Genomic DNA, 6057 nt, shown 5'->3' with positions numbered 1-6057 from the left:
CGCGGTCCCTGGACATCTTCCTTCCCCTCCCTTGGGGGGGGGTCCCCCCGTCCTCCTCCCCCCCCCCCCCCGCCGCGCCTACCGTACGGGCCGGTGGGCGACGACGAGGCCGTAGCCGAACCCGGCGGCCTCCAGGCGCAGGACGATGCCGTCGAACTGGCCGACGACCTGAGCACCGAACCGGCGGGTGAGCGCCTCGCGGTCGTCCTCCAGCCGTCGGCGCATGGCGGCCAGGGTCCGGGCGACGGTCCGGTCGCTGACGTCGGTGATCTCGACCGGAACGAGGCCCGCCGCCTCGAGGAGGCCCGGATAGTCCGGAAGCGGCATCAGCTTCCCCAAGAGCACGGAGTACTGGGGCCGGTCGCCCTGCTCCGCGCCGACGGCCGGTTCGTCGCGGTCGAGGAAGTCGGTGAGGGCGAGACGCCCTCCCGGCCTGAGGACGTCCGCCGCCAGCCGGAGCACGGCGAGCCGGTCCGGCATGGCCATGATCGACTCGAACAGCCAGACGGCGTCGAAGGATCCCGCCGGGTATCCGAGTCTCGTGGCGTCCTCGCACCGGAACTCCACCCGGTCGGCGACTCCGGCCTCCCGGGCCTTCTCCGTGGCCAGGCGGGCCTGGACCGGGCTGTTGGTGATGCCGACGACGGCGGCGCCGGTCGTCCGCGCCAGCTGGATCGCCGGTGCGCCCGTGCCGCAGCCGATGTCGAGGACCCGCTGCCCGGGGCCGACGGAGAGACGCTCCGCCATCAGCCCGGTGAGGCGCTCCGAGGCCTCGGACATCGTGGCCGGATCGTCCGGGGACTCCCAGTACCCCATGTGCAGGCTGCCGCCGGACAGTTCGGCCAGGAACTCGCTGGTGTCGTTGTAGAAGCCGTCCTCGGCCTCCTGCTGGGTCAGGCCCCGCGTACGGGCCCCCGCGGTGCCGGTCATTTCCCGTCCTTCCGGTCGTTCCCGGCCGACCGGTCGAGCACCCGCCGCTCCAGGTCCGGGTCGAGGCCGCGGGCGGTGGTGCCCTGCCACGGCGGCTCGCCCTCGCGCTCCAGCCAGGACCAGCTGTCGGCCAGGGTGTCCCGGAGCGGCCGGCTGCTGTCGAACCCGGCGCTGTGGGCGGCCGAGACGTCGACGTCGTTGATGCCGCCGCGCATCGCCGCGGGCAGCCACAGCGGGAGGTCGAGATAGGGGCGGACGCCCGCGGCCAGCAGGTCTTCGTCCGGCACCCAGACCAGCTCCGCGTCGGAGCCGGTCACCTCGCGCATCGTCTCCAGCAACTCGCCCATGGTGCAACGTCCTCGTTCGCAGACGGTGTTGTACGCGCCCGCGAGGCCGCGTGCCGCCGCGTCCAGCAGCCAGGGCGCGTGGTCGCGGACGTCGACGTACTGGAAGGGGTCGTCGGCACGACCGGGCGCGAGCACCCGCCCGCCGCGGTGGATGCGGCGCAGCCACCAGGTCAGGGAACCGACGTCCTCGTACGGCCCGAACATGGGTCCCGGGCGGGTGATGAGCGCACGGTCGCCGAAGGCCCGCTCGACGGCGAGTTCGCAGCCGCGCTTGGCGGTCGGGTAGAAGCCGTCCGTCCCGTCGTCGGGGTCGCCGTCGATCGTTGCCGCGCTCTCGTCGGCGCCGGCGGGCACGGGTGGCCGGTAGACGACCCAGCTGGAGACGTACGCGTAGTGTCCGGCCCGGTCCGCGAGCAGGGCGCACGAGTCGGCGAGGACCCGGGGAGCTCCCGTCCAGGTGTCGATCACGGCGTCCCACTTCCGGTCGCCGACCGCGCGGTGCAGCGCCTGCGTGTCGGTCCGGTCCGCGGTCAGCTGCTCCACGCCCTCGGCGGCCGGACGGCTGCCCCGGTTGAGGACGGCGACCTCGTCCCCGCGCGCCAGCGCGGCGTCCACGATGCTGCGTCCCACGAAGCGCGTTCCGCCCAGTACCAGAACTTTCATGACGCCCTTTCCAGGAGATCCGGTCTGTTCTGTGCTCAGGTCCTCGGCACCGGTGTGCGGGCACGCGAACGCGCGGCCACCCGTCCGTCGCCGGGTGGGCGGCCGCGCGGTTCCGCTCCGTCGCGCCGGCGTCCCCTCGTCCCGGGAGACGCCCGGCGCGTGTGCAATCAGGCGCCGTTGCGCGCGGCGGTGACCGCCACCGTCGCGTAGTTCATCGTGAAGCTGCCGCCCATGGCGTCGATGGCGGTGCCGGCGCCTTCCAGCACCTCGGCCATCTTGTCCGCCGGAAGTCGTGTGAACGCGCCCAGCGTGGGCATCTGGTCCAGCCAGGCCTCGCGGGAGTAGGTCCACTCCCAGTCGAAGCGCCACTGCTCCGGGTCGGAGAAGCCGCCCGCCTCGCGGATCCCGTCGGAGGTCTTCGCGAAGAACCCCTGGTATCCGCTCATGGCGCCCTTGAGCATCGCCTGGAAGTCGAAGGGCGCGTCGGGCATGACCCGCTGGCAGACCTGCGCGATCGCGTCCGCCACCTCGTCCGGGAACTGGAAGACGTTCCAGAAGGCCGCCAGGCGGCCGCCGGGGCACAGGATCCGGGCGGCCTTGGCCGCGCCGGCGACCGGGTCGACCCAGTGCCAGGCCTGGGCGGCGACGACCGAGTCGAACTGCCGGCCGGCCGGCTCCCAGTCCTCGAAGGTCGCCACGTCGACCTCGAGACCGAACTGGCGCGCCACGTCGGCCAGTCGCTCGTCGGGGTCGACGCCGATCACCCTGCACCCGGCCTTCTGGAACTGCCGGGCGACGATTCCGGTTCCGGTGCCGACGTCGAGGACCTCGCGGCCGGAGCTCTTCTTCACGATCTGCTCCACCATCGGCTCCGGATAGCGGGGCCGGGCCCGGTCGTAGCGCTCGGCGTCCGCACCGAACGACTCCGCTACCTGTCGCTGCTGGTGAACTTCATTCTCCGCGTTAGTGGGCATGTGCCCACTCTAGGTGGGCACATGCCCACTGTCAACCCGACGTGGACAGTGAACGCCTTCCCGTCACGGCGCGGCAGGGGCCGCCGCGACCACCACGCCGTACCCGAACCCGGCCTTCTCCAGGAGGGGAAGGACGGACTCGTACTGCTCCACCACCTGACGCCCGTACCGGAGCACGAGCTCCTCGTGGTCGTCGGTGAGCTTCCGCCGCAGGCAGTCGAGCGTGGGGGCCACGGTGTGCGCGGTGATGTCGGTCTGCTCGACCGGCACGAGGCCGGCCTCCTCCAGGAGCGAGGAGTACGCGTCGAGACGGATCGGCCGCGCCACCAGCGAGGCGTGCCCGTGCTCCCGCGAGTGCTCGGCCAGGTCGCCGACCGCCTCTTCCATCGGCGCCGGCGCGGGGTCCAGGTCGAGGAGGTCGGTGAGCGCGACGCGACCGCCGGGCCTGAGCACCCGCGCCACCTCGCGCAGGGCACCGAGCCGGTCCGGAAGATGGAAGATGGACTCGATCATGAGGACGGCGTCGAACGACTCCGGCTCGTAGGCCAGGACCGTCGCGTCGGCGCACGTGAAGGACACCTGGTCGCCCAGCCCCGCCTCCTGGGCGTTGCGGGTCGCGGCCTCGATCTGCACCGCGCTGTTGGTGATGCCGACGACTCGCGCGCCCGTCGACCGCGCCAGCCTGACGGCCGGCGCACCCGAGCCGCACCCGAGGTCGAGAACCCGGTCGCCCGGCTTCAGTTGGAGCTTCTCCGCCAGCAGGTCGGTGAGCTGGCGGGATGCCTCGGCCATCGTCGCCGGGTCGTCGGGGGACTTCCAGTACCCCTCGTGCAGGCTTCCGCCGAAGAGTTCGGTCAGCAGTCCGCTGAGGCCGTCGTAGAAGCCGGCGACCTCCTTGGACGGCGGCGCCTGGGCCACCTGTGCCGACGTATCGGGGGCGGCTGTCCGGTCAGACATCAGTTCATCCTCTTCCAGGGTCGGGCCGATTTCCCCGGCCGGGGCCGGGCATTCGTGCGCGGACGGGCTCACCAGGTGACGGGCAGCGCCTCCATTCCGCTGATCAGCCGGCCCTGGGCGTTGACCAGTTCGTCGGCGGGTACGGCCAGTCGCAGCCCGGGGAACGCGGCGAGCACGCTGCTGAACGCCACCTCCAGTTCCATCCGGGCCAGTTGGGCGCCCAGGCAGCGGTGCGCGCCGTACCCGAAGGTGAGGTGCCCCTCGGCCCCCTCCCGGGCGACGTCGAACCGCTCCGGTCGGGGGAACGCCGCCGGGTCGAAGTTGGCACCCGGCAGGCTGGCGAACACGACGCTCTGCGCGGGGATCACCACACCGCCCAGTTCGACGTCACAGGTGGTGGCGCGGACCTGACCGCCGTTCTCGCGGGCGCTCAGCGGTGCGTACCGCAGGACCTCCTCGACGGCGGCCGGCACCAGGGAGGGGTCGGCGCGGAGCGCCGCGAGCTGGTCCGGGTTGTCCAGCAGGGCCGCGAACCCCTTGCCGAGCTCGGTCGCGGTCGATTCGTTGCCGGCCATGAGCAGTCCGCTGCCGAGGTGGACGAGCTCCTCCTCGCTCAGCCGGTCCTCCTCGTCGCGGGCCGTGATCAGCTCCTGGAGCAGGCTGTCGTCCGGGGTGCGGCGCTTGGCCTCGACGAGGTCGGCCATGTAGGCGATGACCGCCTCGAGCGCCTTCAGCGACTCCCCGGGCGGGTAGGCCGTCGTGGCCATGACGCGGTCGGCCCAGCCGCTGAAGAGCTCCCGGTCCTCCTGGGGGACGCCGAGGATCTCGAAGATCACGGTGAGCGGCAGGGGGCGGCAGAGTCCGGCGACCAGGTCCGCCGGCGGGCCGGCGGCCAGCAGCGGCGCGATCAGCTCGTCGGTGATGCGCTGGATGCGCGGCCGCAGGGCGCGGATCCGCCGGGCACTGAAGGCCCCGGCCACGAGGCGGCGCATCCGGGCGTGCTCCGGCCCGTCGAGGTCGTTGATGCCGGGCTTCGCCAGAACGGCCGACGGTACGACGACGGCGCCGATCCGCCGCGCCTCGGCGCGGCTGAACCGGGGGTCGGACAGCACGGTCCGGACCTCCGCCATCCCGGTGACCAGCCAGCCCTTCTGGCCGGACTCGGTGGTGACCTCCCGTACCGGCGCCTGCCGCCACGCCTCGAGAACCGGCGCCGGGACCGTGTAGGCGTCCCGCCCGCGAGCGGTCGCCAGAGGGCACCCCGAGGGCATACCCGTCGCAGCATTTGAGGGTATAGTGGGCATGTGCCCACCCTAGGTGGGCACATGCCCACTCGTCAATGATCAGCACCCGGAACAGCCGGACCCGCAAGGAAGGGAAGGGAGACCCATGCCGACGGGCACAGCGATCCGTGACGTTTCCCAGCAGCTGTTCGACGCCGCCGAGCGCGTGCTGCTCCGGGGCGGACCGAACGCGCTGACCAGCCGGGCGGTCACCACCGAGGCGGGCTGCGCCAAGGGTGTCCTCCACAAGCACTTCGCCGACTTCGACGCGTTCCTCGCCGCGCTCGTCCTGGACCGCATCGACCGCATCCGGACCCAGGGCGAGAACCTGCAGGGCGCGGCCGGAACCGGCACCGTGGCCGACAACCTCACCAAGGCGCTGACCGACCTGTTCGGATCGGTCGCCGTGTCGATCGTCAGCCTCATCACCGCGCGGGACGAGCTGCGCACCCGGCTGCACGCGGCCGGCTCCTCGGGCGTACCGGTGCTGACCGAGGCCACCGCCATGCTGACCTCGTACCTCGCCGCCGAGCGCGAGCTGGGCCGGATCGCGGCCACCGCGGACGTCGACACCCTCGCCCTCACGCTGATCGGGACCAGCCATCTCCTGTTCGCCGGCCGGCAGGGCGACACACCGGCGACCCAGGACGTCCACAAGATCGTGACCTCGGTCGTCGCCGACGCCGCGCGCTGACCACGCGGTCGCACCGTCCCTCCCCCGGTCTCCCGCCCCGCGGTCGTCCACCGCGGGGCGGACTCTTGACCAGTGGGCGATCGCCCACTATCGTCCCGGGCATCCCATCTCCGCGCTGACGAACGCGGGATGCCGCGCGACGGACGCGCGGCCGCTCCCGGGCCGTACGCAGAGGTCGTACGCAGGCCTTACGCAGAGGCCGTACGCAG

General features: G+C 72.7%; 6 protein-coding genes. 1 reads left to right on the top strand and 5 read right to left on the bottom strand.

The window, feature by feature from the left end; genetic code table 11:
* Positions 1–78: 78 nt before the first annotated feature.
* The 5 genes from ACFWJO_RS28240 to ACFWJO_RS28220 form a co-directional block, all read right to left on the bottom strand.
* Positions 79–930, bottom strand: a complete 852-nt coding sequence (locus ACFWJO_RS28240; protein WP_386869561.1) for an SAM-dependent methyltransferase — start codon at positions 928–930, stop codon at positions 79–81.
* The gene (locus tag ACFWJO_RS28235; RefSeq protein ID WP_386869559.1) at positions 927–1940 is read right to left on the bottom strand and encodes an NAD-dependent epimerase/dehydratase family protein; all 1014 of its coding nucleotides are present in this window, start codon (positions 1938–1940) and stop codon (positions 927–929) included. Before ACFWJO_RS28235 ends, ACFWJO_RS28240 begins: the two co-directional genes overlap by 4 nt.
* A gap of 167 nt (positions 1941–2107) precedes the next feature.
* On the bottom strand, positions 2108–2914 hold the full coding sequence (locus ACFWJO_RS28230) for a class I SAM-dependent methyltransferase (RefSeq protein WP_386869557.1): 807 nt from the start codon (positions 2912–2914) through the stop codon (positions 2108–2110).
* A 63-nt stretch (positions 2915–2977) separates the two neighbouring features.
* Complete coding sequence (locus tag ACFWJO_RS28225) at positions 2978–3871, bottom strand: SAM-dependent methyltransferase (protein WP_386869555.1); 894 nt, start codon at positions 3869–3871, stop codon at positions 2978–2980.
* 68 nt (positions 3872–3939) lie between these two features.
* Positions 3940–5175: a cytochrome P450 gene (locus tag ACFWJO_RS28220; RefSeq protein WP_386869553.1), complete on the bottom strand. Its 1236-nt coding sequence runs from the start codon at positions 5173–5175 to the stop codon at positions 3940–3942.
* 85 nt (positions 5176–5260) lie between these two features.
* Between ACFWJO_RS28220 and ACFWJO_RS28215 the strand changes: the two genes are divergently transcribed.
* Positions 5261–5848 carry a TetR/AcrR family transcriptional regulator gene (locus ACFWJO_RS28215; RefSeq protein WP_386869551.1) on the top strand — a complete coding sequence of 196 codons (588 nt, stop codon included), beginning with the start codon at positions 5261–5263 and terminating at the stop codon, positions 5846–5848.
* Positions 5849–6057: the final 209 nt, after the last annotated feature.

Origin of the sequence: Streptomyces sp. NPDC127092 (assembly GCF_042722475.1) — a bacterium.
Classification (GTDB): Bacteria; Actinomycetota; Actinomycetes; order Streptomycetales; family Streptomycetaceae; genus Streptomyces.
Note: the sequence above shows the minus strand (reverse complement) of the source record. Positions and strands in the feature narration are given on the sequence as shown.

Coding starts and splice junctions, on each gene's coding strand:
- ACFWJO_RS28240 (WP_386869561.1), bottom strand. CDS start 930: ATGACCGGCACCGCGGGGGCCCGTACGCGGGGCCTGACCCAGCAGGAG.
- ACFWJO_RS28215 (WP_386869551.1), top strand. CDS start 5,261: ATGCCGACGGGCACAGCGATCCGTGACGTTTCCCAGCAGCTGTTCGAC.
- ACFWJO_RS28230 (WP_386869557.1), bottom strand. CDS start 2,914: ATGCCCACTAACGCGGAGAATGAAGTTCACCAGCAGCGACAGGTAGCG.
- ACFWJO_RS28220 (WP_386869553.1), bottom strand. CDS start 5,175: ATGCCCACTATACCCTCAAATGCTGCGACGGGTATGCCCTCGGGGTGC.
- ACFWJO_RS28225 (WP_386869555.1), bottom strand. CDS start 3,871: ATGTCTGACCGGACAGCCGCCCCCGATACGTCGGCACAGGTGGCCCAG.
- ACFWJO_RS28235 (WP_386869559.1), bottom strand. CDS start 1,940: ATGAAAGTTCTGGTACTGGGCGGAACGCGCTTCGTGGGACGCAGCATC.